The sequence below is a fragment of the Burkholderia sp. HI2761 genome (assembly GCF_002223355.1).
GTDB lineage: Bacteria > Pseudomonadota > Gammaproteobacteria > Burkholderiales > Burkholderiaceae > Burkholderia.
In genome coordinates, this window is the sequence record NZ_NKFN01000004.1 from 1,585,180 (window position 1) to 1,611,732 (window position 26,553).

Annotated in this window: 25 protein-coding genes; 17 read left to right on the plus strand and 8 right to left on the minus strand. The window is 67.0% G+C overall.

What is annotated here, in order from left to right; translation table 11 throughout:
* Positions 1-121: 121 nt before the first annotated feature.
* From ompR to CFB46_RS14230, 4 genes are all read left to right on the plus strand, one after another.
* Positions 122-856, plus strand: coding sequence for an osmolarity response regulator transcription factor OmpR (gene ompR / locus CFB46_RS14215; protein WP_006478565.1), 735 nt, complete (start codon positions 122-124; stop codon positions 854-856).
* A gap of 41 nt (positions 857-897) precedes the next feature.
* A complete protein-coding gene (locus CFB46_RS14220; protein ID WP_027784702.1) occupies positions 898-2,259 on the plus strand; it encodes an ATP-binding protein in 1,362 nt (453 codons plus the stop codon).
* Positions 2,260-2,448: 189 nt separating this feature from the next.
* Positions 2,449-2,997: a peroxiredoxin gene (locus CFB46_RS14225; RefSeq protein WP_006478563.1), complete on the plus strand. Its 549-nt coding sequence runs from the start codon at positions 2,449-2,451 to the stop codon at positions 2,995-2,997.
* A gap of 76 nt (positions 2,998-3,073) precedes the next feature.
* Positions 3,074-3,601, plus strand: coding sequence for a carboxymuconolactone decarboxylase family protein (locus CFB46_RS14230; RefSeq protein ID WP_006478562.1), 528 nt, complete (start codon positions 3,074-3,076; stop codon positions 3,599-3,601).
* A 123-nt stretch (positions 3,602-3,724) separates the two neighbouring features.
* Here CFB46_RS14230 and ispF read toward each other — a convergent pair whose 3' ends face one another.
* Both ispF and ispD read right to left on the minus strand, forming a co-directional pair.
* The gene (gene ispF, locus CFB46_RS14235) at positions 3,725-4,210 is read right to left on the minus strand and encodes a 2-C-methyl-D-erythritol 2,4-cyclodiphosphate synthase (protein WP_027784703.1); all 486 of its coding nucleotides are present in this window, start codon (positions 4,208-4,210) and stop codon (positions 3,725-3,727) included.
* A 29-nt stretch (positions 4,211-4,239) separates the two neighbouring features.
* Complete coding sequence (gene ispD / locus CFB46_RS14240) at positions 4,240-4,950, minus strand: 2-C-methyl-D-erythritol 4-phosphate cytidylyltransferase (RefSeq protein ID WP_027784704.1); 711 nt, start codon at positions 4,948-4,950, stop codon at positions 4,240-4,242.
* Between the two features lie 20 nt (positions 4,951-4,970).
* Between ispD and mfd the strand changes: the two genes are divergently transcribed.
* The 4 genes from mfd to CFB46_RS14260 all read left to right on the plus strand — a co-directional run bounded on the left by mfd (position 4,971) and on the right by CFB46_RS14260 (position 11,512).
* Positions 4,971-8,528, plus strand: a complete 3,558-nt coding sequence (gene mfd, locus CFB46_RS14245) for a transcription-repair coupling factor (RefSeq protein WP_089500304.1) — start codon at positions 4,971-4,973, stop codon at positions 8,526-8,528.
* A gap of 104 nt (positions 8,529-8,632) precedes the next feature.
* Positions 8,633-9,853: an acetylornithine deacetylase gene (argE, locus tag CFB46_RS14250; RefSeq protein WP_027784706.1), complete on the plus strand. Its 1,221-nt coding sequence runs from the start codon at positions 8,633-8,635 to the stop codon at positions 9,851-9,853.
* Positions 9,854-9,913: 60 nt separating this feature from the next.
* Complete coding sequence (locus CFB46_RS14255) at positions 9,914-10,933, plus strand: threonine/serine dehydratase (protein WP_027784707.1); 1,020 nt, start codon at positions 9,914-9,916, stop codon at positions 10,931-10,933.
* A gap of 144 nt (positions 10,934-11,077) precedes the next feature.
* On the plus strand, positions 11,078-11,512 hold the full coding sequence (locus tag CFB46_RS14260) for a DUF3574 domain-containing protein (protein WP_027784708.1): 435 nt from the start codon (positions 11,078-11,080) through the stop codon (positions 11,510-11,512).
* A gap of 85 nt (positions 11,513-11,597) precedes the next feature.
* Here CFB46_RS14260 and CFB46_RS14265 read toward each other — a convergent pair whose 3' ends face one another.
* On the minus strand, positions 11,598-14,120 hold the full coding sequence (locus tag CFB46_RS14265; RefSeq protein WP_027784709.1) for a penicillin-binding protein 1A: 2,523 nt from the start codon (positions 14,118-14,120) through the stop codon (positions 11,598-11,600).
* Positions 14,121-14,563: 443 nt separating this feature from the next.
* On the opposite strand from CFB46_RS14265, the gene CFB46_RS14270 reads away from it, so the two are divergent.
* The 4 genes from CFB46_RS14270 to CFB46_RS14285 all read left to right on the plus strand — a co-directional run bounded on the left by CFB46_RS14270 (position 14,564) and on the right by CFB46_RS14285 (position 17,972).
* A complete protein-coding gene (locus CFB46_RS14270) occupies positions 14,564-15,244 on the plus strand; it encodes a PspA/IM30 family protein (RefSeq protein ID WP_027784710.1) in 681 nt (226 codons plus the stop codon).
* Between the two features lie 89 nt (positions 15,245-15,333).
* Positions 15,334-16,524 (plus strand): tetratricopeptide repeat protein, encoded by a 1,191-nt coding sequence (locus CFB46_RS14275; RefSeq protein ID WP_027784711.1) that lies wholly within the window; start codon positions 15,334-15,336, stop codon positions 16,522-16,524.
* Positions 16,525-16,762: 238 nt separating this feature from the next.
* The gene (gene mscL / locus CFB46_RS14280; RefSeq protein ID WP_027784712.1) at positions 16,763-17,194 is read left to right on the plus strand and encodes a large conductance mechanosensitive channel protein MscL; all 432 of its coding nucleotides are present in this window, start codon (positions 16,763-16,765) and stop codon (positions 17,192-17,194) included.
* A gap of 331 nt (positions 17,195-17,525) precedes the next feature.
* Positions 17,526-17,972 (plus strand): hypothetical protein, encoded by a 447-nt coding sequence (locus tag CFB46_RS14285; protein WP_027784713.1) that lies wholly within the window; start codon positions 17,526-17,528, stop codon positions 17,970-17,972.
* Between the two features lie 66 nt (positions 17,973-18,038).
* Here the strand turns inward: CFB46_RS14285 and CFB46_RS14290 are convergent, their stop codons facing one another.
* Positions 18,039-18,932, minus strand: coding sequence for an NAD(P)-dependent oxidoreductase (locus CFB46_RS14290; protein WP_027784714.1), 894 nt, complete (start codon positions 18,930-18,932; stop codon positions 18,039-18,041).
* A gap of 146 nt (positions 18,933-19,078) precedes the next feature.
* On the opposite strand from CFB46_RS14290, the gene CFB46_RS14295 reads away from it, so the two are divergent.
* Positions 19,079-19,288: a dodecin gene (locus CFB46_RS14295; protein ID WP_006493215.1), complete on the plus strand. Its 210-nt coding sequence runs from the start codon at positions 19,079-19,081 to the stop codon at positions 19,286-19,288.
* Between the two features lie 217 nt (positions 19,289-19,505).
* Positions 19,506-20,435 (plus strand): LysR substrate-binding domain-containing protein, encoded by a 930-nt coding sequence (locus tag CFB46_RS14300; RefSeq protein WP_006478550.1) that lies wholly within the window; start codon positions 19,506-19,508, stop codon positions 20,433-20,435.
* Positions 20,436-20,526: 91 nt separating this feature from the next.
* On the opposite strand, the gene CFB46_RS14305 is transcribed toward CFB46_RS14300, so the two are convergent.
* Positions 20,527-21,939: an 8-oxoguanine deaminase gene (locus CFB46_RS14305; protein WP_027784715.1), complete on the minus strand. Its 1,413-nt coding sequence runs from the start codon at positions 21,937-21,939 to the stop codon at positions 20,527-20,529.
* A gap of 508 nt (positions 21,940-22,447) precedes the next feature.
* On the opposite strand from CFB46_RS14305, the gene uraH reads away from it, so the two are divergent.
* Both uraH and CFB46_RS14320 read left to right on the plus strand, forming a co-directional pair.
* A complete protein-coding gene (gene uraH, locus CFB46_RS14315) occupies positions 22,448-22,801 on the plus strand; it encodes a hydroxyisourate hydrolase (protein WP_027784716.1) in 354 nt (117 codons plus the stop codon).
* Between the two features lie 53 nt (positions 22,802-22,854).
* The gene (locus tag CFB46_RS14320) at positions 22,855-24,048 is read left to right on the plus strand and encodes a urate hydroxylase PuuD (RefSeq protein ID WP_027784717.1); all 1,194 of its coding nucleotides are present in this window, start codon (positions 22,855-22,857) and stop codon (positions 24,046-24,048) included.
* Between the two features lie 99 nt (positions 24,049-24,147).
* Here CFB46_RS14320 and CFB46_RS14325 read toward each other — a convergent pair whose 3' ends face one another.
* On the minus strand, positions 24,148-24,558 hold the full coding sequence (locus tag CFB46_RS14325) for an ACT domain-containing protein (protein WP_027784718.1): 411 nt from the start codon (positions 24,556-24,558) through the stop codon (positions 24,148-24,150).
* Between the two features lie 177 nt (positions 24,559-24,735).
* Here CFB46_RS14325 and CFB46_RS35265 point away from each other — a divergent pair, with 177 nt between their 5' ends.
* Positions 24,736-24,900 (plus strand): hypothetical protein, encoded by a 165-nt coding sequence (locus CFB46_RS35265; RefSeq protein ID WP_227789485.1) that lies wholly within the window; start codon positions 24,736-24,738, stop codon positions 24,898-24,900.
* 76 nt (positions 24,901-24,976) lie between these two features.
* Here CFB46_RS35265 and CFB46_RS14330 read toward each other — a convergent pair whose 3' ends face one another.
* Positions 24,977-25,489 (minus strand): ureidoglycolate lyase, encoded by a 513-nt coding sequence (locus tag CFB46_RS14330; RefSeq protein WP_027784720.1) that lies wholly within the window; start codon positions 25,487-25,489, stop codon positions 24,977-24,979.
* Complete coding sequence (alc, locus tag CFB46_RS14335; RefSeq protein ID WP_027784721.1) at positions 25,486-26,499, minus strand: allantoicase; 1,014 nt, start codon at positions 26,497-26,499, stop codon at positions 25,486-25,488. The genes CFB46_RS14330 and alc overlap by 4 nt, the downstream gene beginning before the upstream one ends.
* Between the last annotated feature and the right edge of the window lie 54 nt (positions 26,500-26,553).

Genomic DNA, 26,553 nt, shown 5'->3' on the forward strand with positions numbered 1-26,553 from the left:
GCTTCGAGTAAAGGAATCTCTATAGCGTGCCTTTACTCGGTGCGACACTACGGGTAAATTTTGTAACCGACTGTAACGCACGAAAACACGCGGCCGTGCGCCAATTCCCATTCGCGATAAGATGCCGATCATGGAAACGAAAAACCCCTCGAAGATTCTCGTTGTCGACGACGACCCCCGCCTGCGCGACCTGCTGCGCCGCTATCTCGGCGAACAGGGTTTCAACGTCTATGTCGCGGAAAACGCAACCGCGATGAACAAGCTCTGGGTACGCGAGCGTTTCGACCTGCTCGTGCTCGACCTGATGCTGCCCGGCGAAGACGGCCTGTCGATCTGCCGCCGGCTGCGCGGCAGCAACGACCGCACGCCGATCATCATGCTCACCGCGAAGGGCGAGGATGTCGATCGCATCGTCGGCCTCGAGATGGGCGCCGACGATTACCTGCCGAAGCCGTTCAACCCCCGCGAACTGGTCGCGCGCATTCATGCGGTGCTGCGCCGCCAGGCGCCGGCCGAACTGCCGGGTGCGCCGTCGGAAACCACCGAGGTGTTCGAGTTCGGCGAATTCTCGCTGAATCTCGCCACGCGCACGCTGACCAAGTCCGGCCAGGAAATTCCGCTGACCACCGGCGAATTCTCGGTGCTGAAAGTGTTCGCGCGTCACCCGCGCCAGCCGCTGTCGCGTGAGAAGCTGATGGAGCTCGCACGCGGCCGCGAATACGAAGTGTTCGACCGCAGCCTCGACGTGCAGATCTCGCGCCTGCGCAAGCTGATCGAACCGGATCCGGGCAGCCCGCGCTTCATCCAGACCGTCTGGGGTCTCGGCTACGTGTTCATTCCGGACGGCGCCGCCTGAGCTTTTTCCTTCCCGGTTTCGCCCCGCCCACGGCCCGTCCCATGCGTATCGACCGGCGCCTTCTGCAGCTCGCGTTCGGCGGGCTGTTCTGGCGCACCTTCCTGCTGATCGCGCTGCTGATCTCGGTCAGTCTCGCCGCGTGGTTCCAGAGCTTTCGCGTGATCGAACGCGAGCCGCGTGCGCAGCGCGTCGCGCTCCAGCTCGTCGCGGTCGTGAAGCTTACGCGCACCGCCCTGCTCTATTCCGATCCCGACTTGCGGCGCGCGCTGCTGCAGGATCTCGAGAGCAACGAGGGCGTGCGCGTGTACCCGCGCGAGAAAACCGACAAGTTCAAGCTGCAGCCCGACGAATCGCTGAACCGCCTGATCGAACACGATATCCGCAGCCGCCTCGGCGACGATACCGTGATCGCGCAGTCGGTCAACGACATTCCCGGCGTATGGATCAGCTTCAAGATCGACGACGACGATTACTGGGTCGCACTCGATCGCGACCAGCTCGACAACGTCACGGGCCTGCAGTGGGCCGGCTGGGGGCTGTTCGCGCTCGCGTTGTCGCTGTTCGGCTCCGCGTTCATCACGAGCCTCGTGAACCGGCCGTTCTCGCGGCTCGCGCTCGCCGCGCGCCAGGTCGGTTCGGGTCAGGCGCCCGAGCCGCTGCCCGAGCGCGGGATGGGCGTCGCGGCCGATACCAACCGCAGCTTCAACCAGATGGTGCGCGACCTCGAACAGCTCGAGGCCGATCGCGCGCTGATGCTCGCGGGCATCTCGCACGACCTGCGCACGCCGCTCGCGCGGCTGCGGCTCGAAACCGAGATGAGCCCGTCCGACCAGGCGACCAAGGACGCGATGGTCGACGACATCGAACAGATGGACCGCATCATCGCGGCCTTCATCGACTATGCGCGCCCGTCGCAGCGCAAGCCCGAGCCCGTCGACCTGTCGTCGGTCGCGCAGGACGTCGCCGCGCGCGTGTCGGGCGAGGACGGCGTCGAGATCCGCACGCGGCTCGCGCCGAGCGCGATCATCGAAGCCGACGAGACCGACATGCGGCGCGTGATCGGCAACCTCGTCGAGAACGCGCGCAAGTACGGCCAGAGCAAGCAGGACGGCATCTCGCGCATCACGCTCGAGACGCGCGTGTCGCATGCGCGCGTCGAGCTGTCGGTAAGCGACGAAGGCCCCGGCATCCCCGAGGATCAACTGCCGCTCGTGATGCGGCCGTTCTATCGCGTCGACACCGCGCGCACCAAGGCGGACGGCACGGGCCTCGGAATGGCGATCGTACTGCGGCTCGTCGGCCGCTACCGCGGCGCGCTGCGCCTGCGCAACCGCCACCCGGAAGCCGGCCTCGAAGTCACGCTCGAATTCCCCGGCGCCGGCAAGGCGCGTGCGACCGCATGACACGTTCGCGCACGCATCTTGCGCGTCACACTATCGATCCGGTTGACAAAAGCTATGAGGATCGTTAGTCAAAATCTATTGAAGCGCTACTTTAATAGTGTTATAGTCGTACCCATGCTGTCACATCATCGTTGCAGCACCGAGGTAGTTTGACTCAGTCTTCTTCCCAACTCACACAGGAGTATCCGCATGAAAACCGTGGGCGATAAACTCGAAGCTTTCACCGTCGTAGCCGCGAAGCCGGGCTTCAATAATCACGAGGAAAACGGCCAGTCGGCGTTCGAGACCGTCACCGAAGCGTCGTTCCCGGGCAAGTGGAAGATCATCTACTTCTATCCGAAGGATTTCACGTTCGTGTGCCCGACGGAAATCGTCGAGTTCGCGAAGCTCACGAAGCAGTTCGAAGAGCGCGACGCCGTCCTGCTCGGCGGCAGCTCGGACAACGAATTCGTCAAGCTCGCATGGCGCCGTGAGCACAAGGACCTCGACAAGCTGAACCACTACTCGTTCGGCGACGTCAAGGGCGAGCTGATCGACCAGCTCGGCGTGCGCGACAAGGAAGCCGGCGTGGCCCTGCGTGCAACGTTCATCGTCGATCCGGACAACACGATCCAGCACGTTTCGGTGAACAACCTGAACGTCGGCCGCAGCCCGGAAGAAGTCCTGCGCATTCTGGACGGCCTGCAAACGGACGAACTGTGCCCGTGCAACCGTGCAGTCGGCGGCGCAACGCTGTAAGCGCATCGATGCACGAAGCCCGCGGCGCACGTCCTGCCTGCGGGCTTTTTTAACGGCCAACCCATAGGAGATATCAATGGAATTCATCGACTCGATTAAGGCACGTATCCCCGACTACGCGAAGGACATTCGCCTGAATCTCGACGGCACGATCTCGCGCTCGTCGCTCGAAGGCACCGACGCGGTCGGCGTGGCGCTGGCGGCGGCCATCGCGGCGAAGAGCACGGTGCTGGTCAAGACGATCCGCGAAGCCGGCGTGCTGTCGCCCGAGGAGACGAACGCCGTGCTGACGGCGGCCGCGCTGATGGGGATGAACAACACCTGGTATCCGTATGTCGAGATGGCCGACGACGCCGACCTGAAGACGCAGCGCGCCGAATTGCGGATGGGCGCGTATGCGACGCACGGCGGCGTCGACAAGCGCAAGTTCGAGATGTACGCGCTGGCCGCGTCGATCGTCGGCAAGTGCCACTTCTGCGTGAAGTCGCACTATGCGCTGCTGAAGAACGAGCAAGGGATGACCGTCACGCAGCTGCGCGACGTCGGTCGCATCGCGTCGGTGATCAACGCCGCCGCGCAGGTGATCGCCGCCGAAGGCGAATGAGCGATCCGGCCGCGCGGCCATGAGCCGCGCCGGCTGCCAACGAAAATGCCACGCATTCGCGTGGCATTTTTCATTTCGGCGGCACGGCGGGCAGCGCGAACCGGACGCCGCCACGGCCGGACGTCAGTCGCCCTGCCTCACCAGCAGCGCGGCGGCCTGTGCCTCGATACCCTCGCCGCGGCCGAGATAGCCGAGCTTCTCGTTGGTCTTCGCCTTCACGTTCACGCGATCGAGCGGCAGCCCGAGATCCGCCGCGATGTTCGCGCGCATCCCGTCGATATGCGGTGCGAGCTTCGGCGCCTGCGCGATCACGGTGCTGTCGACGTTCTGGATCGCGAAGCCGGCCGCTTTCACGCGGGCGACGCACTCGCGCAGCAGCACGCGGCTGTCCGCGCCCTTGAACGCCGCATCCGTGTCGGAGAAATGGCGGCCGATGTCGCCCAGCGCGGCCGCACCGAACAGCGCGTCGGTGATCGCGTGCAGCAGCACGTCCGCGTCCGAGTGGCCGAGCAGGCCGCGCTCGTACGGAATCGTCACGCCGCCGATGATGAGGGGGCGCCCCTCGACGAGCTGGTGCACGTCGTAGCCTTGTCCGATTCTGAAATCCATGCGTAATCCGGTTTGAGATGAGGTGAAAGTCAGGAAGCGTTCGCGGGGCGCTCGAGAATCGCTTCCGCGAGCGCGAAATCTTCCGGGTACGTGACCTTGAAGTTGCGCAGGCTGCCCTGCACGACGCGCGGCGTGTGGCCGGCCCATTCGATCGCGCTCGCTTCGTCGGTCAGGTCGTGCCCTTCGCGCTGCGCCTGCAGGATCGCGTCGCGCAGCATGCCGATGCGGAACATCTGCGGGGTCTGCGCCTGCCACAGCGCGTCGCGCGACTCCGTGCGCGCGATCGCGTCGCCGCCGGCCGGCACGCGCTTGAGCGTGTCCGCCACCGGCAGCGCGACGATGCCGCCGACCGGATCGTCCTTCAGCGTCGCGACGAGCGTGCGGATCAGCGCCGGCGTGATGCCCGGGCGCGCGGCGTCGTGCACGAGCACCCAGTCGTGGTCGGTCGCGCCGAATTCGGCCAGCTCCAGCAGCCCGTTCAGCACCGACGCCTGGCGCGAGCCGCCACCGCAGCGGCGCACCGCGAAGCGCAGGCCCGCGAAGCGGCGGGCGTCGAAATGGGAATCGTCGGGCGCGAGCACGACAAGCGTCTGCGCGAACTCGCTGCACGCGTCGAACGCGGCGAGCGTGTAGTGCAGCAGCGCGCGGCCGGCCAGCGTGCGGTATTGCTTCGGCACGGCCGAGCCGGAACGGCTGCCCGTGCCGGCACAGGGAATCAGGGCGAAAAGTCGGGGAGTCACGAAGGGGAAACGCCGGAAAGATGAAATCGAGAAGCGGATTTTATAATAGGTCTTTCGTCTCGACCGGCGCACCGCGTGCGCCCGTGCACGCCACCCCTGCCGTCCCTATGCCAGATAACGCTTCCACCCCGTCCGCTTCACCCGTTGCCCGCGTCAAGCCCGGCCAGCGTTTCGCCTTCGACGGCGCGCACGGCTCCGCCGATGCGCTCGCCATCGCCCGTTATCTCGCCGACAACCGCCCGGACGTGCCGCTCCTCGCGGTGATCTGCGCGAACGCGGCCGACGCGCAGCGGCTGTCCCAGGAAATCCCCTATTTCTCGCCCGATGCGCGCGTGCGCCTGCTGCCCGACTGGGAAACGCTGCCGTACGACACCTTCTCGCCGCACCAGGACCTCGTGTCCGAGCGGCTCGCGACGCTGCACGACCTCGGCGAGGGCCGCTGCGACATCCTGCTCGTGCCCGCCACCACCGCGCTGTACCGGATGCCGCCGGCCTCGTTCATGGCCGCGTACACGTTCGCGTTCGCGCAGGGCGAGCGGCTCGACGAGGCGAAGCTGAAGGCGCAGCTCACGCTGGCCGGCTACGAGCACGTGAGCCAGGTCGTGCGACCCGGCGAATACTGCGTGCGCGGCTCGCTGATCGACCTGTACCCGATGGGCTCGCCGCTGCCGTACCGGATCGACCTGTTCGACGACCAGGTCGATTCGATCCGCGCGTTCGATCCCGACACGCAGCGCAGCCTCTACCCGGTGCGCGACGTGCGCCTGCTGCCCGGCCGCGAGTTCCCGTTCGACGAAGCCGCGCGCACGGCCTTCCGCAGCCGCTGGCGCGAAACCTTCGAAGGCGACCCGAGCCGCGCGCCGATCTACAAGGACATCGGCAACGGCGTGCCGTCGGCCGGCATCGAGTATTACCTGCCGCTGTTCTTCGACGAGACGGCCACGCTGTTCCACTACCTGCCGCAGAACGCGCATCTCGTGTTCACCGGCGATCTCGACGCATCGATCCGCCGCTTCACGGCCGATACGAAGCAGCGTCACGCGTTCCTCGCGCACGATCGCGAGCGGCCGATCCTCGAGCCGCGGCGGCTGTTCCTGTCCGACGAGGATTTCTTCGCGTTCGCGAAGCCGTTCGCGCGCGTCGTGCTGCCCGCGCAGCCGGCCGGCGGCTGGGCGACCGCGCTGCCCGAGCTCACGGTCGACCGCCATGCCGACGATCCGCTCGCCTCGCTGCGCACGTTCGTCGAAGCGTCGGGCAAGCGCGTGCTGCTGACCGTCGAATCGGCCGGCCGCCGCGAGACGATCCTGCAACTGCTCGCCGAGCACCACCTGCGCCCCGCGTCGAACGACCACTTCGCGGGCTGGCTCGCGAGCGACGAACGCTTCGCGCTCGGCGTCGCGCCGCTCGCGAGCGGCTTCGCGGTGCCGGGCGAAGGCTATGCGATCGTCACCGAGACCGAGCTGTACGGCGCACTCGGCCGCCGCGCGGGCCGCCGCCGGCAGGAACAGGCGAGCAACGTCGACGCGATGGTGCGCGACCTGTCGGAGCTGAAGGTCGGCGACCCGGTCGTCCACGCGCAGCACGGCATCGGCCGCTACATGGGCCTGGTGTCGATGGATCTCGGCGAGGGCGAGACCGAATTCCTGCATCTCGAATACTCGGGCGACAGCAAGCTCTACGTGCCCGTCGCGCAACTGCACGTGATCTCGCGCTACAGCGGCGCCGATCCCGACAGCGCGCCGCTGCACGCGCTCGGCTCCGGCCAGTGGGAGCGCGCGAAGCGCAAGGCCGCGCAGCAGATCCGCGATACGGCCGCCGAGCTGCTGAACCTGTACGCGCGCCGCGCGGCCCGCGAAGGCCACGCGTTCTCGCTCGACCCGCGCGACTACGTGAAATTCGCGGAAAGCTTCGGCTTCGAGGAAACCCCCGACCAGGCCGCGGCGATCGCGGCCGTGATCGGCGACATGACGAGCGGCAAGCCGATGGACCGCCTCGTGTGCGGCGACGTCGGCTTCGGCAAGACCGAGGTCGCGCTGCGCGCGGCGTTCATCGCGGTGCTGGGCGGCAAGCAGGTCGCGCTGCTGTCGCCGACCACGCTGCTCGCCGAGCAGCACACGCAGACCTTCATCGACCGCTTCGCGGACTGGCCGGTGCGGATCGTCGAGCTGTCGCGCTTCAAGACCACGAAGGAAATCAACGCGGCGATCGCGCAGATCAACGAAGGCACGGTCGACATCGTGATCGGCACGCACAAGCTGCTGTCGTCGGACGTGCAGTTCAAGCGCCTCGGCCTCGTGATCATCGACGAGGAGCACCGCTTCGGCGTGCGCCAGAAGGAAGCGCTGAAGGCGCTGCGCGCGGAAGTCGACGTGCTGACGCTCACCGCGACGCCGATCCCGCGCACGCTCGGGATGGCGCTCGAAGGGCTCCGCGATTTCTCGGTGATCGCGACCGCGCCGCAGAAGCGACTCGCGATCAAGACCTTCGTGCGCCGCGAGGAAGAAAGCGTGATCCGCGAGGCGATGCTGCGCGAGCTGAAGCGCGGCGGCCAGGTGTACTTCCTGCACAACGAGGTCGAGACGATCGAGAACCGCAAGGCGATGCTCGAGGCGCTCGTGCCCGAGGCACGCATCGTGATCGCGCACGGCCAGATGCACGAACGCGAACTCGAACGCGTGATGCGCGATTTCGTCGCGCAGCGCGCGAACGTGCTGCTCTGCACGACCATCATCGAGACCGGCATCGACGTGCCGAGCGCGAACACGATCATCATGCACCGCGCGGACAAGTTCGGCCTCGCGCAGCTTCACCAGTTGCGCGGCCGCGTCGGCCGCTCGCACCACCAGGCCTATGCGTACCTGCTGGTCCACGATCCGCAGTCGCTGACCAAGCAGGCGCAGCGCCGGCTGGAAGCGATCCAGCAGATGGAGGAACTCGGCTCGGGCTTCTATCTCGCGATGCACGACCTCGAGATCCGCGGCACCGGCGAAGTGCTCGGCGACAAGCAGTCGGGCGAAATCCACGAGATCGGCTTCCAGCTCTATACGGACATGCTGAACGACGCGGTGAAGGCGCTGAAGAACGGCAAGGAGCCCGACCTCACCGCCCCGCTCGCCGCGACGACCGAAATCAACCTGCATGCGCCCGCGATCCTGCCGGCCGACTACTGCGCGGACGTACAGGAGCGGCTGTCGCTGTACAAGCGGCTCGCGAACTGCGAGCACGGCGACGCGATCGACGGCATCCAGGAGGAACTGATCGACCGCTTCGGCAAGCTGCCGCCGCAGGCGCACGCGCTCGTCGAGACGCACCGGCTGCGGATCGCCGCGAAGCCGCTCGGCATCGTGAAGATCGACGCGAGCGAGGTCGCGATCGGGCTGCAGTTCGAGCCGAATCCGCCGATCGACCCGATGCGAATCATCGAGATGGTGCAGAAGCATCGCCACATCAAGCTCGCGGGCCAGGACAAGCTGCGCATCGAGACGCGCTCGCCCGACCTCGCGATCCGCGTGTCGACGATCAAGGAAACGCTGCGTGCGCTCGGCCCGAAACAGGGAGCGGCCGTCGCGGCCCGTTGATGCGATCCTGACGGGCGCGACGTTGCTGCACCGCATCGCGCCCGACGAAGGCGGGCCGGCGCGTTTTTGAGTATGATTTCCCATTCATCAGACGGAGTTTTGCCATGTCCACTCTCGACGCGACGGCGCCGTCCGCCGCAACCGAAGGCGACGCATCGCTCGTCAGCCTGCCCTGGGTCAAGCAACTCGTGTCGATGGACACGACGAGCCGCGTGCCGAACCTCGGCCTGATCGAAACGGTGCGCGACGCGCTCGCCGCGAAGGGCATCGCGTCGACGATCACGCACGATCCGCGCGAAGGCTGGGCGAACCTGTTTGCCACCGTGCCCGCGCACGACGGCTCGACGAACGGCGGCATCGTGCTGTCGGGCCACACCGACGTCGTGCCGGTCGACGGCCAGCAGTGGGACAGCAATCCGTTCGCGCCGGAAATCCGCGACGGCCGCCTGTACGGCCGCGGCACCTGCGACATGAAAGGCTTCATCGGCACGGCGCTCGCGCTGCTGCCCGAGATGCAGGCGACGAAGCTCGCGAAGCCGATCCATTTCGCGCTGTCCTACGACGAGGAAATCGGCTGCGCGGGCGCACCGCTGATGATCGCCGATCTGGTGAAGCGTGGCGTGCAGCCGTCCGGCTGCATCGTCGGCGAGCCGACCAGCATGCGGCCGATCATCGCGCACAAGGGCATCAACGCCTACCGCTGCTGCGTGCGCGGCCACGCGGCGCATTCGTCGCTGACGCCGAAGGGGCTCAACGCGATCGAGTATGCGGCGCGCCTCATCTGCCACATCCGCGACATCGCCGAGCGCTTTCGCGCCGAAGGCCCGTTCGACGAACTGTACGACGTGCCGTTCACCACCGCGCAAACGAGCACGATCCAGGGCGGCAACGCGATCAACACGGTGCCGGCCGAGTGCCGGTTCGACTTCGAATTCCGCAACCTGCCGACGCTCGATCCCGAGCAGATCTTCACGCGCATCGAAGCGTATGCGCGGGAAACGCTGTTGCCGCAGATGCTTCGCGAACATCCGAACGCCGCGATCGAGTTCTCGAAGATCGCCGCGGCGCCCGGCCTCGACGCGACCGAACAGGCCGCGATCACGCAGCTCGTGCGTGCGCTGACGGCCGACCAGGACAAGCGCAAGGTCGCGTACGGCACCGAGGCCGGCCTGTTCGAACGCGCGGGCATCCCGAGCGTCGTGTGCGGGCCCGGCAACATCGAGCAGGCGCACAAGCCGAACGAATATGTCGAGCTCGCGCAGCTCGCCGGCTGCGAGCAGTTCCTGCGCAAGTTCATCCGCAGCATGTCGGTCGACGCGCACTGACTGCCTCCCGCCACGCCGGCCCGCGTGTGCGGGCCGGCCCACTCCGCTACCCGCCACGTCATGTCGACTGAACAACAGGGCACCGCCCATACGACGATCGACGGCGAGCCGATTCCGACGCTCGACGAAATCGCCGCGCAGCATTTCGCGTTGTCGCCCTGGGTCGCGCGCACGCCCGTGTTCGAGCGCGCCGATCTGCCTTCCCTCGAAGGCACGCACGTCAACTTCAAGTTCGAACTGCTGCAGGCGAGCGGCAGCTTCAAGGCGCGCGGCGCGTTCACGCACCTGCTCGCGCTCGACGAAGGCCGCAAGAACGCCGGCGTCACCTGCGTGTCGGCCGGCAATCACGCGGCGGCCGTCGCGTATGCGGCGATGCGGCTCGGCAGCAGCGCGAAGGTCGTGATGTTCCATACCGCGAGCCCGACGCGCATCGCGCAGTGCAAGCAGTACCGTGCGGAAGTCGTGCTGGCGGGCAGCGCGTCGCAGGCGTTCGATCTCGTGCGGCGCATCGAGGCCGAGGAAGGCCGCTTCTTCATTCATCCGTTCAACGGCTATCACACGATCCTCGGCACCGCGACGCTCGGCTACGAATGGGCGACGCAGACGCCGGATCTCGACGCGGTGATCGTGCCGATCGGCGGCGGCGGCCTCGCGGCCGGCATGGCGACCGCCCTGCGGCTCGCGAATCCGCGCGTGCACGTGTACGGCGTCGAGCCGGAAGGCGCCGACGCAATGAGCCGCAGTTTCGCGGCCAATCACACGATCAAGATGAGCGCGATGCAGACGATCGCGGATTCGCTGATGGCGCCGCATACCGAGGAATACAGCTACCAGCTGTGCCGGCGCCACGTCGATCGCATCGTGACCGTGTCCGACGACGCGCTGCGTGCCGCGATGCTGTTCCTGTTCTCGCATCTGAAGCTGTCGGTCGAACCGGCGTGTGCGGCCGCGCTCGCCGCGCTGCTCGGCCCGCTGCGCGAAACGCTGCAGGGCAAGCGCGTCGGCGTGCTGCTGTCGGGCACGAATACCGACCCCGCCACGCTCGGCATGCATCTCGCGCACGCGAAATTGCAGCACTGACCCGCACCGGGCGTCGACGGACCACCCTAGGGTTATCCCCAGATTATGTTGACAGCCCTGTTGATAACCCGCCGGACACGTACGCAAGTGGTTGAGCGCGCAGCGTTTTGCGCGCGCGAAGGTCGATCGACGCGAAATGGGCAGATGCGGCGGCTGGCCGCATGCGCGGCGGCGCTCGCACTGCTCGCCGGTTGCGCCGCGCCGCCCTCGTTCACATCGAACGCGCAACCTGTGTCCTGCACGCAACCGGGCGAAAGCCGCATGTTGCAGGCCGACCTGCTGTTCGGTCGCGACATCGCGGGGCGCGGCCCCGTCACCGATGCCGAACGCGCGGCCTTCCTCGCCGACACGGTCACGCCGCGGTTTCCCGACGGCCTCACCTACTGGGACACGCACGGCCAATGGCGCGATCGCACGACCGGCGCGGTCACGCGCGAAGACAGCTTCGTGATCCGTATCATTGCCGACGACACGGCCGACACGCGCGCACGGCTCGCTGCGATCCGGCAAGCGTACGTCCAGCGGTTTCACCAGCAATCGGTCGGCATGACCGTCGTGCCGGCCTGCGCGTCGTTCTGATTCACCGTCTTCCGCTGCCTGCCGCGTGCAAAAAAAAACGGGCGCCCGAAGGCGCCCGTCGCATGGGTGAAGAACAGCGTACCGCTTACTTGTTCTCGAACATGTCCATGATCTGCTGCTTCTCCTGCGGCGTGACGGGCGGCGGCGCCAGCCCTGCCGCGCCGGCCGAGCCGAGTGCGTCGTTCGCGCTGATCGCGTTCTCGGCCGGGTTGATGTCGACGTTCGCGACGAAGCCGTTGCCCGGCGTGCGATCGGCGTAGTACAGCTCGCCGTCGATCGAGGTCAGGCCGTCCGGCATCGGCATCTGCTGCTCGGGCACGCCGTTCAGCGCGGTGCGCATGTAGTTCACCCAGATCGGCAACGCGAGCTGCGCGCCGAATTCGCGGCTACCGAGGCTCTTCGGCTGGTCGAAGCCCATCCACGCGACCGCGACGAGCGATTGCTGATAGCCGGCGAACCAGCCGTCCTTCGCGTCGTTCGTGGTACCCGTCTTGCCTTGCAGGTCGTTGCGGCCCAGCGCGTTGGTGCCCGCGCCCGTGCCGGCCGTCGCGACCGAATGCAGCAGGCTGTTCATCACATACGCGTTGCGGCCTTCGATCGTGCGCGGCGCCGTGCCGCCCGCGACCACCGGCTGCGACTTCTGCAACGCCTGGCCGCGCGCGTCGTCGACTTCGGCGATCAGGTACGGATCGACCTTGTAACCGCCGTTCGCGAACACCGCATAGCCGGTCGCGAGCTGCAGCGGCGTCACGAGGCCCGCGCCGAGCGCCATCGGCAGGTAAGGCGGCGTCTTCGCCGGATCGAAGCCGAAGCGCTGCGTCACGTACTGCTGCGCATACTGCGTGCCGATCGACGCGAGGATCCGGATCGATACCAGGTTCTTCGAACGCTGCAGGCCGGTGCGCATCGTCATCGGGCCGTCCGGCTGGTCGTCGTCCTTCGGCTCCCATGCGGTGCCGCCCGGCACGCTCGGCGGGAAGTACAGCGGCGCGTCGTTGATCATCGTCGCCGGCCCCAGCCCCTTGTCGAGCGACGCCGAGTAGATGAACGGCTTGAACGAGGAGCCCGGCTGCCGCCATGCCTGCGTCACGTGGTTGAACTTGCTCTTGTTGAAGTCGAAACCGCCGACGAGCGAGCGGATCGCGCCATCCTGCGGCGCGATCGCGACGAGCGCGCCTTCGACCTGCGGCAACTGCACGACCTGCCAGCCCGTCTTGCCGTCCTTCAGCACGCGCACGACCGAGCCCGGCTTGATGCGCAGCGTGTTGTTCGCGCGCGGCCCCAGCGCGGCCGACACGAAGCGCAGCCCGGCCGGCCCGATCGTCGTGGTCGCCCCGCCGACGAACTGCACCTCGACCGCGTTCGGCGATGCCGACAGCACGACCGCCGACTGCAGGTCGCCGTTGTCCGGATGATCGGCGAGCGCGTCGTCGATCGCCTCGTCGCGCTCGTCGCCGGCCGCCGGCAGGTTGATCGACGCTTCGGGGCCGCGATAGCCGTGACGGCGCTCGTAGTCGAGAATGCCGCGACGCACGGCCTGATACGCGGCTTCCTGGTCGGCCGAGTTGATCGTCGTCGTGACGGTCAGGCCGCGCGTGTAGGTTTCGTCCTTGTATTGCTGGTACATCATCTGCCGCACCATTTCGGCGACGTACTCGCCGTGCACCGCGTACTGGTTGCCCGGCGTGCGCACGTGAATCTCTTCCTTGATCGCTTCGTCGTACTGCGGCTGCGTGATGTAGCCGATGTCGAGCATGCGCTTCAGGATGTATTCCTGACGCACCTTCGCGCGCTTCGGATTGACGACCGGGTTGTACGCGGACGGCGCCTTCGGCAGCCCCGCGAGCATCGCCGCTTCCGCGAGCGTGATGTCCTTCAGGTCCTTGCCGAAATACACGCGCGCCGCGGCCGCGAAGCCGTACGAGCGCTGGCCGAGATAGATCTGGTTCATGTACAGCTCGAGGATCTGGTCCTTCGTCAGGGCCTTCTCGATCTTGTACGCGAGCAGCATTTCGTAGATCTTGCGCGTGTAGGTCTTCTCGCTCGACAGGAAGAAGTTGCGCGCGACCTGCATCGTGATCGTGCTCGCGCCCTGGCGCGCGCCGCCGTGCATCAGGTCGGCCACGCCCGCGCGCAGGATGCCGAGGAAATCGACGCCGCCGTGCTCGTAGAAGCGGTAGTCCTCGATCGCGAGCACGGCCTTCTTCATCACGTCGGGGATGTCCTGGAAGCGCACGAGGCTGCGGCGCTCCTCGCCGAACTCGCCGATCAGCACGTGATCGGCGGTGAACACGCGCAGCGGCACCTTCGGCTGGTAGTTGGTCAGCGCATCGAGCGACGGCAGTTGCGGCGCCATCACGACCAGCGCGTAACCGACGATCAGCGCGCCGACGACCGCCAGTGTCGCGAACAGGCCGACGAACCACAGCGCGACGCGCGAGCCGAACGTGCGGCGGCGCCCTCCGCCACCTCCGCTGCGCTGCTGCGCGCGGCGGCCGTCGTCGTGATCGTCGTCATCGGGGTAATAGGCTCCGGACGGCGAACGGCGCAGCGTGTAGTGGGGTTCGTTCCTGTCGGAAGAAGAAGGCGGTCGTTTGATAATTGGCATGTCGGAATGGCGGGCGTACATCGCGCCCTCGGACGCATGCGGAAATGCAAGCGGATGAATCAGAGTGGGTGCATCGAGATGCGGCTGTCACGTCGACAGACCCCGCCGCGCGGCGATCCGTTCCCGCGACGTGACAGCGCATTTTAATGAAATCGATCGGGGGCCTTCGCGATTTTTTGTAAAAATTCCCGCAATGCCGTGATTTCCGGAACGTATTGTCGGCATCCTCGGCCTATGATGGACACGCAACACGGCACGCGCGGGCGAATTTCTTTCAGCGGCGAAAGGTTGGGCGTCCCGATGCGCGAGCCGCTTGAACTCGCGCGTTTAAGCCGTATTTAAGTGAACCGGTGGTGTAATATCCGCCGGCTCACGCGGGTCGGAATCGGCTCGCGGCGGGCACTGCCGCGGTCACGCGGCGCCTTTCAACCACGGAGGATTTCATGTCGCTTTTCGACTCTATTTCGCGCACGATCAAAGGCCTGCTGAACGATGCGGCCGATTCGGTACAGGATCCGTCGCGCGACGCACGGCAGATCGTGCGGGAGCTCGACGACAGCATCGGCCGTGCCGAGAATTCGCTGATCGAGATCGAGGCACAGGTCGCGACCCAACGCAGCAAGCGCGATGCGGCCGACGACAAGGTGAAGAAGTACGAGGACGGCGCGAAGCGCGCGCTGCAGGGCGGCGACGAAGCGCTCGCCCGCGAGGCGCTCGCCGCCCAGTCGAACGCGGAAGCCGAGCGCGATGCGCTCGCGGCCGAGCTGACGACGCTCGAGCCGTCGGTCGAGAAGCTGAAGGGGCAGATCGCCGACATGCGTCAGCGCCGCAACGACCTGAATGCGCGCTCGAACATCCTGCAGGCCAAGCAGGAAATCGCGCAGGCGAAGGACGTGGCCGCCAGCGCGCTGGGCGGTATCGGCGGCAAGAACCTGTCAGAGGACTTCCAGAAGCTCGAGGACAAGGTCGCGCTGCAGAACGCACGCTCGGATGCGCGCATCAATTCGGCCGATGCGTCGAGCGGCAAGGCGCTCGACGACAAGCTCGCGGCGTTGAACAAGGGCCCGTCGGTCGAGGATCGCCTCGCCGCGCTGAAGAAGCAGCTCGATACGCCCGCGCAGTAACCGCCGCGCGGGCAACCGCGCCGCGCCCCGGCCCGGGTGCGCGGCGCGAACCGATCGTCAGGAGACGGGCGCCTGCGCCCGGTTCGACCATGAAGAAATCCCTCGCCGCACTCGGCCTCTCGCTGATGTTGCTGTCGTCCGCCGCGTTTGCGGTCCCGTCGCTGCAGCAGGTCGAGCAATCGATCGCGCAGCGCGACTGGCAACGCGCCGACACGCAGCTGTCGCAAGTCATCGACGCCCATCCGAACAACGCGCACGCGCGCTACCTGTATGCGCAGGTGCTGGACCGCGAAGGCCGCGCGTCCGACGCGCTCGCGCAACTGCAGCGCGCGAAATCGCTCGATCCGCAGCTGCGCTTCACCGACGCGTCGCATTTCGCGCAGACGGAGTCGCGCATTCGCGCCGACGCCGCGCGCGTGAGCGGCAACACGCCGTCGGCCACGCAGGCCGGCACGCTGCAGCCGGGGCTCGCCCCCGCCGTCGCGCCGGCGGAAAAGCACGGCCCGTCGACCGGCATGTGGATCGGCCTCGGGCTGATCGTCGCCGTGATCGCGCTGGTGCTGCGCTGGACGCTCCGGCGCGCGCGCACGGCCGACAACGGCCGCGCCGACGACGAACGCCGCACGCAGCTCAAGCGCGCGACCGACGTGCTGAACGACATCCGGCCGCTGAAGCTCGATGCGAAACTGTCGACGGCGCCCGGCGCCGCGGCGCTGACCGGCGAACTCGAAGCGATCGAGAACGACGCGCGCACGCTCGTCGAGACGCTGTCGAACGGCAAGAATCCGGTGCCGCCGTATCGCGTCGACGAACTCGAACAGCGTCACGCCAGCGTGAAGGCACGCGTCGAAGGCCGCCCCGACCCGGCCGCGCAGCCCGCGGCGCCGGCGAACGGCAGCGGCTCCGTGTACGCGCAGGAAGCCGACCGCATGACGGGCGCCCAGGGCCAGCCGTATCAGCAACAGCCCTACCCGCCGCAACAACCCTATCCGCAACAGCAGCCGCCCGTCGTGATCCAGCAAGGCGGCGGTTTCGGCGGCGGGATGGGCGGCCTGCTGACCGGCGTGCTGCTCGGCGAAGCGATGTCCGGCGGCCGCGAACGCGTGGTCGAACGCGACGTGATCGTCGACGGCGAGCGCCGCCGGCAGGAAGCCGACCCGGGCTTCGATCTCGGCCGCGGCGACGATTCGAACTGGAGCGACGGTAGCAGCGGCGGCGGCGGCGGCGGCGGGATGGACCTCGGCAGCAACGACGACGGCTGGACCGACGACAACACCTGAACACCCGCGCACCGGGCGTCGACGTGCGTGTCGACACCCGGTGCGCGCACGCCAGGCCCTGCTGCATGGCCGGTCGCGCCGACGCGCGGATTTGTCAATCATTTCAAGATGGACTACCGGCAATGGGGTGCGTTCGCTATCATGCGGCCATCGGCGTGCCTCCGACCTTCATTCGACGCAAAGCAATCCTGCGCGTCGCGGCACGCCTCCCTCGCCCCCAACCAGGAGAAAGCCGCTCATGAGCATCATCAAGGAATTCAAGGAGTTCGCCGTCAAGGGCAACGTGATGGATCTCGCCGTCGGCGTGATCATCGGCGGCGCGTTCTCGAAGATCGTCGACTCGGTCGTGAAAGACCTCATCATGCCGGTCATCGGCGTGGCGACCGGCGGTCTGGATTTCTCGAACAAGTTCGTTCTGCTCGGCACCATCCCCCCGTCGTTCAAGGGTAATCCCGATTCGTTCAAGGACCTGCAGGCCGCGGGCGTCGCCGCATTCGGCTATGGCTCGTTCATTACCGTGGCGATCAATTTCGTGATCCTCGCGTTCATCATTTTCCTGATGGTGAAATTCATCAACAAGCTGCGCAAGCCGGACGAAGCCGCGCCGGCCGCGACGCCGGAAGACATCGTGCTGCTGCGCGAGATCCGCGATTCGCTCAAGCAGCGCTGATCGCCGCGTCGCGCCAGCCAGGCCCGCCTCGAGCGGGCCTTTTTATTGCGCACGCGATGCACCGCCGCATGCGGCCCATCTCATTTTTTTGTGACGAGCGAATGCACGCGCGGGAAAAGCAGGTCTATGATGGAGACTAAACGACAGTACGGGCGCCAAGACGCTGGCTGTGTCGATCATGGCGAGCAGGTCGACGGGAGACATTGATCGTCGTACTGCACGAATGCAGCATTTTCGTGTGCTATAAAGGATCGACATGCGGCGTACATAGCCGGGAGTGGGTCGCATGAAAGTGCCGCATTTCTTGCAATTGTTTTTGAGGCGAGTGTTTATGTCCTTCCCGAAAAAACGTCGGCGTGCGCAGCAGGACGGCCAGGAGTCATTCCTCGCGGTCTTGCGCCACTCGAAACCGTTTGCCCAACTCGACACCAAGATTGCCCGCGCCCGCGCGCAGGACGAACCCGTCCTCTATGCGCACGTGCTGCCCGGCCTCGACGTGCTCCTGTGCAGCGTCCGCGGCGCGCAGCCGCCGTATCCGGCCATCGCCGAGCTGCGCAAGCGCTGCATCGAATCGATCGCCAACGCACTCGAGCAGCCGCTCGACGGCCTCGAAAACGGCGGATACTGGTACGAAGCGAACGGCTTCGGCTTCCTCGTCTTCGCGAGCCGTGCGCGGGCGCGCATCCTGCCCGAGTTTGGTGCAGGCACGAAAGCGAGCCTGCGCGGCGGCCTCGGCCGCCAGAACGCCGGCGACACGACACCCCGCTCGCTCGGCTGATCCGCCAGCCCTTCGATGGGCCGCCTCCGGGCGGCCCATTTGTCATTCACGCGCCCCGCTTGCCCGTCACGACGCCTGCCGACGGCCGTTGTTCGGCCGCACGATGTCGACGAACGCGGCGAAATCGGCGCCGGCGAGCCCCTGCGCGGCGCCGAGCCTCAGCACCTGCTGCACGGTGGCCGACACGGGCATCACCGCGCCCGTATCGCGCGCGGCGTCCGCGATTGCATCGACATCCTTCTGGAACGTACCGAGCGCGCCGATCGGTGGATGACCGCCCGACGTCATGCGCGGCACGAACGTCTGCAGCAGCACCGAATCGGCCCAGCCGCCGGCCAGCGCCTCGGCCAGGCGCGCGGCGTCGATGCCGCTCGCCTGCGCCAGGCCGACCGCCTCGGCGATCGCGGTGACCGTCGCGGTGACGATCGCCTGGTTGCACAGCTTCGCCGTCTGGCCCGCGCCTGCGTCGCCCATGTGGGTGATGCGCGACGCATACGTATCGATCAGCGGGCGCACCGCGTCGAGATCCGCCGCGCGGCCGCCCGCCATCACCGCGAGCGTGCCGGCCTGCGCGCCCGGCACGCCGCCGGACACCGGCGCATCGACCCAGCCGACTCCCAGTGCGGCCGCGCGCGTCGCGTAGTCGCGCGTGGCGGCCGGCGGAATGCTCGAATGATCGACGATGCGCAGCAGGCGGCGCGCGCCCGCGTCACCGGAAAGCAGCCCGTGCTCGCCGAACACGACGTCGCCGACCGCACGGCCGTCGAGCACGCACACGAATACCGTATCGACGCGCTCGGCCAGCTCGCGCGGCGTGCCGACCACCTGCGCGCCGTCCTTCACCAGCGCGTCGGCCTTGTCGCGCGAGCGATTCCACACGCTGACGCGATGCCCGGCCGCCAGCAGATGCCGAATCATCGGCGCGCCCATCAATCCCGGTCCGCAAAATCCGACTTCCACGATGTTCCTCGTCTCCGATATGGGTTGCACTTGCCGCCCATCATACCTATCACTCAAGAAGCCGGGCATGCACGGCACCGTTGCGGGACCGTTGCGGGACCGCGCCTTGCACCGGCCCACCATACGAACGTCCCAGGGAGCGCATCATGAGCGACCACGTGTACAAGATGATCGAGCTGACCGGTTCGTCGCGGCAATCGAGCGACGACGCGATCCGCAACGCGATCTCGAAAGCCGGCAAGACGTTGCACAACCTGCACTGGTTCCAGGTGACCGAAACGCGCGGCCACATCGAAGGCGATCAGGTCGTGCACTGGCAAGTCACGCTGAAGGTCGGCATGCGCATCGACGACTGACGCACCCGCCGCCTCGCCCGCCGCGCCGCGATCCGGTCCGCGCGATTCGGATCCGCGCGGCGCCACGCCCCCGTCTTTCCCCGTTCAGGCCCCCTGTCGCGGCCCGGCCGGCGGATGCCTGCGGGTATCCATCCCTTGACGCTGATTTTCGTTCATATTAAAAACGATATACCCCACCGACCCCTCGATCAGCCCAGCCATATAAACCGGAGATAACATGAGTCAGCAACGCGAGGCGATCGACACGTACCTCTTGCGCGTCTTGCACACCTTGTTGATGGAGCGCAGCGTCACGCGCGCGGCCGTCAAACTGAACCAGTCGCAACCGGCGATCAGCGCCGCGCTGCGGCGCCTGCGCGACATCACCGGCGATCCGCTGCTGGTGCGCGGCAAATCCGGCATGGTGCCGACCGAATACGGGCTGCGCCTGCTCGAGCCTGTGCAGAACGCGCTGCGTGAAATCGAGCGCATCAAGTTCCAGCAGCACAATTTCGACCCGGCCACGTCGATCCGCTGCTACCGGATCGGCTGCCCCGACTACCTGAACGTGCTGTTCGTGCCGACCGTCGTCGAACGCTTTCGGCTGGCCGCGCCGAACGCGACGCTCGAGTTCCACTCGCTCGGCCCCGCGTTCGACTACGAGCTCGCGCTGGAAGACGGCAAGCTCGACATCGTCGTGGGCAACTGGCCCGAGCCGCCCGAGCAACTGCACCTGTCGAACCTGTTCGTCGATGAAATCGTCTGCCTGATGAGCAACACGCACCCGTTCGCGAAGCGCGGCGGGCTCACGCTCGACCAGTACCTGAACGCGCCGCATCTCGCGCCGACGCCGTATTCGGTCGGCCAGCGCGGCGCGATCGACGTGCATCTCGCGCGCGAGCGGCTCAAGCGTCATGTGGTCGTCACGCTGCCGTACTTCAACCTCGCGCCTTACGTGCTCGTGAAGTCGGACCTGATCTTCACGACCACGCGGCTGTTCGCCGATCACTACGCGAAGTTCCTGCCGCTGTCGGTCGTGCCCGCACCGCTCGACTTCCCGCCGATGCAGTACTACCAGCTGTGGCACGAGCGCTGCCATTACTCCGACGAAGTGCGCTGGCTGCGCAGCCTCGTCGCCGAAGCCACCCGCACGCTGATCGAGGCGTAGCGGCTCACGCCGCCCGCGCCGTCACGGCGCGGTGCGGCGATGGCCGGCGGCACGCCCGCCAACGCGGCGGCCGCACGGCTTCAACATGGCTTCAGCGCGATGCGTCGACGAGTGCGTGCGCCAGCGCGTTGTGACGCTCGATCACGGGCGGCAGATCGAGCGTCGCGAGCCGCCCTTCCCGCACCACCACCTTGCCGTTCACCACCGTGTACGCCGTCTGCGACGGCGCGCAGAACACGAGCGCCGCGACCGGATCGTGCAGCGCGCCCGCGAACAGCGGCTGACGCAGGTCGAACGCGGCGAAGTCCGCGGCCATGCCGGGTTTCAGCGCACCGATGTCGTCGCGGTTCAGCACCTTCGCGCCGCCGAGCGTCGCGATTTCGAGCGCTTCGCGCGCGGTCATCGCGTCGGGCCCGAAGCCGACCCGCTGCAGCAGCAGCGCCTGGCGCACTTCCGCCACCATCTGCGCGCCGTCGTTCGACGCGGAGCCGTCGACGCCGAGGCCAACCGGCACGCCCGCGAGCCGCATCTTCTTCACCGGCGCGATACCGGACGCCAACCGCATGTTCGAACAGGGGCAGTGCGCGACACCCGTGCCGGTACGCGCGAACAGACCGATGCCCGCATCGTCGAGCTGCACGCAGTGCGCATGCCACACGTCGTGGCCGACCCAGCCGAGATCTTCCGCGTATTCGGCGGGCGTCATCCCGAACTTCTCGCGGCTGTACGCGATATCGTTGACGTTCTCCGCAAGGTGCGTGTGCAGCGACACGCCGTACTCGCGCGCGAGCACGGCCGCGTCGCGCATCAGCTCGCGGCTCACCGAGAACGGCGAGCACGGCGCGACCACCATGCGCAGCATCGCGTAGCGGCCTTCGTCGTGATAGGTCTCGATCAGGCGCTGCGTGTCGCGCAGGATGTCGGGTTCGCGCTCGACGACCGAATCGGGCGGCAGCCCGCCGTCGCGCTGGCCGACACTCATCGCGCCGCGGCTCGCGTGAAAGCGCATGCCGATCCGCTGCGCGGCGCCGATGCTGTCGTCGAGCCGGCTGCCGTTCGGGTAGATGTACAGATGGTCGCTCGACGTCGTGCAGCCCGACTGCAGCAGCTCGGCCATCGCGGTGAGCGTCGACACCTCGATCATCTCGGGCGTGAGATGCGCCCAGATCCGGTACAGGTTCGTGAGCCAGCCGAACAGCTCGGCGTTCTGCGCGGCCGGCACCGCGCGCGTGAGGCTCTGATACATGTGGTGGTGCGTGTTCACGAGCCCCGGGATCACGAGGTGGCCGCGCAGGTCGAGCACTTCGTCGGCCGTGTCGGGCAGCTCGGCGCTCGGGCCGACCGCGACGATCCGGTTGTCTTCGATGTAGAGCCCCGCGTCGCGCAGCTCGCGGCGCGTGTCGTCCATGGTCACGAGCACGTCGGCGTGCTTGACCAGCAGGGTCGTCGGGCGGGATGAAGAGGAGTTCGGCGCGCGTGCGCCAGCGTGCTGCTCGAGATTCATGCGTTCTCCGCGTCGGTCAGCCTCCAGGGGCTGTCCTGGAAGCGGTCACACAGCCGTTCGAACGCTGAATCGCGGCACGCCCCGGTGCCTGCGTCCGTTCGAACGCCCTGGCCCGGTTACCCGGCGTGCTCGCCGTCTTCGGGGTACGCGCCGGCCACGGGCCGATGCGCACGGCGGGAGGATCGCCCAAGCGCGCGCCGCGCACAATGCGCGATCCGGAATACCGCCCTTCAGGGATTCGATATGGTACGCCGCGCGACGCCCCGCCGGGCGGCCGGAACCCTCGCTCGAAGCCGTATCCGGCGTGCCGTCGACAGCCGCTCATGCGCGGCGCATTATCTTTGATATCGCGCCCGTATTTGCGTGGGGAACCTTTTTACAATGCCTGCACGGCGCTCGCTTCAATCTCGCCGACGGGTATGTAGCCACGTGACGTGGAGCCTCGATCCGCCGCACAGTCAATGGATCGAGTCGCCGCCGAACCTCGCATTCACACAGGGAACAACGAATGGGAAAGCTCACTACCCACGTACTCGATACGGCGCACGGCCGCCCCGGCGCTGCCATCAAGGTGGACCTCTACGCGCTGGACGGCGATTCGCGCCGCGCGATCAAGACCGTGCTGACCAATAGCGACGGCCGCTGCGACGAACCGCTGCTCGAAGGCGCCGCGCTCGCCGCCGGCGAATACGAACTCGTGTTCCATGCCGGCGACTACTTCGCGGCGCTCGGCGTGAAGGTGCCCGAACCCCGCTTCGTCGACCGCGTCGTCCTGCGCTTCGGCATCGCCGACACCGGCTCGCACTACCACGTGCCGCTGCTCGTGTCGCCGTGGTCGTACAGCACCTATCGCGGCAGCTGACACACGTATCGGCGCCTGCATCAAGACAAACGATCTGAGTCTGGAGGAGTTTCATGGAAGGCTTCATCACCGACTGGCTGAACCTCGCGCTGCGATGGCTGCACGTCATCGTCGCCATTGCGTGGATCGGCGAGTCGTTCTATTTCGTCGCGCTCGACAACAGCCTGAAACCGCCGACCGACCCGAACCAGCGCAAGCGCGGTGTGTTCGGCGAGCTGTGGCACGTCCACGGCGGCGGTTTCTACAACATGCAGAAGTACACGGTCGCCCCGCCGGAAATGCCCGACGACCTGCACTGGTCGAAGTGGCCGTCGTACACGACCTGGCTGTCGGGCTTCACGCTGTTCTTCGTGCTGTACCTGCTCGCACCGAACACGTACCTGATCGACAAGAACGTGCTCGACATGGGGCCGGTGGTCGCCGTCGCCTCCGCACTCGGCTTCCTCGCCGCCGGCTGGATCGTCTACGACTCGCTGTGCCGCATCCTCGGCACCAACGATCGCGTGCTCGGCATCTGCGTGGGCCTCTACGTCGTGATCGCGGCATACCTCGCGTGCCACATCTTCTCGGGCCGTGCCGCCTACCTGATCGTCGGCGCGATGCTCGCGACGATCATGTCGGCAAACGTGTTCTTCGTGATCATCCCCGGCCAGCGCAAGATGGTCGACAAGATGCTCAAGGGCGAGGAACCGAACCCGATCTACGGCAAGCGCGGCAAGCAGCGTTCGGTGCACAACACGTACTTCACGCTGCCGGTCGTGTTCGCGATGCTGTCGAACCACTATGCGATGACGTACACGAACAAGTTCAACTGGGTCGTGCTCGTGCTGATCATGCTGGCCGGTGCGCTGATTCGCCAGTTCTTCGTGATGCGTCACCGCGGCAAGCAGCTGTGGTATCTGCCGATCGGCGGCGTCGCGCTGCTGTCGGGCGCGCTGGTGTGGACGATGCCCAAGCCGGTCGCCCCGGAAGCGCAAGCGGCCAACGCACCGAAGATCGTGATCAACGACATCATGCCGGTCCTGCAGCAGCGCTGCGTCGAGTGCCACTCGGCCAAGCCGACGCTGATGGGCAGCGCGCCCGCGGGCGTGATGTTCGACACGCCGGATGAAGTGTCGAAGAACGCGCAACGTATCTACGATCAGGCCGTGCGCCTGAAGGCGATGCCGATCGGCAACGTCACGCACATGACCGACGACGAGCGGATGAAGCTCGCGGCCTGGTTCGAGGGCGGCGCGGTCAAGTAAGCCGCCGCGCGCCGGAAGTCGTTCGCCGGCGCCATCCTCTCCGTTCGCGGGCCCGGTGACGGGCCCGTTTTTTTGCCTGCGCGCAATACCCTTCTCGCGTCAGCCGTGCATCGCGTCGCGCTGTAGTGCGACGAGCGCATCGAGCGCGCGCGGGCCGTCGTCGAACGGCACGAAGATGTGATCGTGATACGCGGCGGCCATCACGTTGCAACTGATGCCGGCCGCGCCGAGCGCTCGCGCGAATGCCGCGGTGAGCCCGACGGCGGCAAGATCGGAATGCACGGTCAGCGTGATCCACGCGGCGCGGAACAGCACGGGCCAGCCGCGACGCACGGCCGTCTCCTCGCCGACCACGACCGTCAGCCCTTCCGCTTCGCGGAAGGTCGCAATCGTGTCGGACAACGACACGTCTCCCTCTTTGGGCAGTGACACGAACGCGAACGCACCCGGATGCAGTTCGGGTTGCATCGTGCGCAGCAGGATCGCGAGGTCGTTTTCAGGTTGGCTCATCGAAGGAACACGTCCGGAACCGGACGTCGTGCGGTGAAGGTGCACGCACCATAGCACGCGCGAGGAACGGCGCCATGCACGCCCCGCCGCGATTTCGTCCGCAAGCCAGCGTCGGAACGCGGGTACGCTTCGGGTCACCTCACTTCGTCGACGGATGCCGGCAGCCGGGCAATCGCCTTGATCTCGAACTGGAAGCCGCACAGCCAGGTCACGCCGACGGCAGCGAAGCTGCGCGTGTGCGTCGACTGGGTCGCCGAGTTGATGGCGCGGCATGCGCCGGTCGCGAACCGGCGGCGCGGCAGCCGTGGTTCGCGCGATACCGGCAAGACCGCGTCGACCTGATTCGCGAGCCGGCCAGCGCACATAAAAAAACCCGCGCGGATTGCGCGGGTTTCGACGGACGGACGGACGGCCCGACTCAGGCCGTCAGCGCATGCAGCGCGTCGTCGGTCAGCCACAGCGATTCCTGCAGATCCTGCTCGTTCAGGTTCAGCCCGTCGCCGCCACGATCGACGACGATGAAGTCGCTGACGCCGCCGAGCGCGATCAGCGGGTGATGCCACACGCCTTTCGCATAGTTGACGCCCTGCCAGCCGCTCGTCACGAACGCGCGGATCTTCGCCGGATCGAGATCGCCCGCGGGCGCGACGACGACGAGATACGGCTGGTCGTTCAGCGGCACGAACGCCTGGCTGCCGAGCGGATGCCGCTCCAGCATCTTCACCTCGAACGGCAGCGTACGCGGCTGGCCGCGGAACAGGTTGACGAGCGTGCGACCGCCTTCATCGGTCACGTCGACTTTCGCGAGATCGTGAAAGCGGATCGTCGTGCCGAGGTTGATCGGAATCTGCTTCGCCCCTTCCGTTTCGATCACGTCGCCGAACGGCGCAAACGCTTCCTTGGTCAGCGGTTCGATGGCAAGCGTCTTCATTTGTCGAGCGTCCCCCACAGACGCAGGCGCGACACGCCGCCGTCAGGAATGATGTTCAGTCGCACGTGCGTGACGGGGCCGAGCGACGCGATGTCGTGTTCGAAGTAGTGCTGCTTGTCCATCTGCAGCTTCTGTTCGCCGAGCAGCACCGGCCAGAACATCGACTGCGTGATCAACGAGCTGTCGGTGCCGCCCGACACGTAGGCGGCCTGGATCGAGCAGCGATCCGGGTAGTTGCCCTTGAAGAACGCGGTATCGACTTCGATCTTGCGGATCACGCCCGGCTGTGCGAGCGCGATGATCGCCCAGTCGTTGCCCGGCTCGCGGCGGCGGCGGGTTTCCCAGCCGTCGCCCATGTTCACGCCGCGGCCCGGCAGCAGCAGGTTCGACGCGACGCCGAAGTGCTGGTTGTTCGCCGCCACCACGTAACCGCCGTTTTCCATCGCCGCGAGGTCGAACTGCTCGGTCGCGCTCGCGCCTGCCCAGTCGAGCTGCGGCTGGCCGTACACGCGCAGGCGCGCGATGCCGCCATCCGGGTAGATGTTCACGCGCAGGTGCGTAAACGCCCGCGCGTCGCTCGCTTCGACGTAGTGATGACTGTTGCCTTGCAGCGTGGTCGACGCGACGATCTCGACCCACTCGGTCGCCTGCGTCGGCGCGCCGTCGGCCACGAACGCGGCCTCGATCGACGCGGCCGGCGGGAAGTTGCCGGTGAAGTGGCTCGTGTCGATGTCGAAGCCCTTGATCACGCCGGGGCGCGCGAGCTTGACGATGCACCAGTCGTAGCCGGTCGTGCGCTTGCGGCGCGTCTCCCAGCCGTCCATCCACTTGCCGTGGTCGTCGTACTTGCCGGGGATGAAGACGGCCGGCTCGGGGTTCAGCATCCGGTCCTTCGGCGCGAAGAAATCGTCGCTGGCCTCGAGCGCCTGCGCACCGAGACGCGGGTCGGCAAGATTCACGTAGCGCCGCGTGAAATCGGGTGCGTTCGGATCGAGAAGCGGAACAGCCATGATGTTTCCTTGTTTCAGTGAGGCGATCGGGCCGCTGCGACGCAGCAGGCCGTA